The sequence below is a fragment of the Streptosporangium vulgare genome, assembly GCF_042428775.1.
Lineage (GTDB): Bacteria > Actinomycetota > Actinomycetes > Streptosporangiales > Streptosporangiaceae > Streptosporangium > Streptosporangium vulgare.
In genome coordinates this window covers 1-530 of record NZ_JBHMBS010000192.1, presented here as the reverse complement: position 1 = coordinate 530, position 530 = coordinate 1, and the positions used below count along the sequence as shown (strand labels likewise).

General features: G+C 57.0%; 1 protein-coding gene. It reads right to left on the bottom strand.

The features are described 5' to 3' along the window. On the bottom strand, positions 1 to 530 hold a 530-nt coding region (locus ACFFRH_RS45060), incomplete at both ends, for a solute carrier family 23 protein (RefSeq protein ID WP_512701167.1).

Sequence of the window (530 nt, the reverse complement as noted above, 5' to 3'; positions counted from 1 at the left end):
AAAGCACCGCCACTGCCGAGCGGGAACCACTGCCAGGGCAACTCACCGGAGAGCGAGTGCGAAGAAGGAAGGCAAAAGTACCACAACAACCAGCCGGTTATGGTGCCGACCAGCAGGCCATAACGGGCAAAACGTTGCGGCAGGAAGATAAACATCCCCAGTACCAGGCACACCACCGCCACCGAGAGCGCGAACGGCGGTAACTGAATTTTAAAATTCGGGTCGGCTATGCCAAACGGCAGCCCGAGCATACCTTTGAAAAAGATAGTGGTCAGCTGCGCGCCCAGCATCAACATAAACAAGACCATCCCCGACGGCGTAAATAACCGTGCCAGGCGATGGCCTAATCCGCTAAAACCAATCAACATCGTCAGCACGCCGGAGAGTGCAATCCCCACTGCCAGGCTGGTGGCGATATCGTTGATCGGTGTCCCGCGCGATGCTTCACCAAGGGTGATAGTAAGGATGGTTCCCCACCACAGGCCACCTGGCCCTTCCATAATAGCGCGACGATGACCGCAAAACGCCTG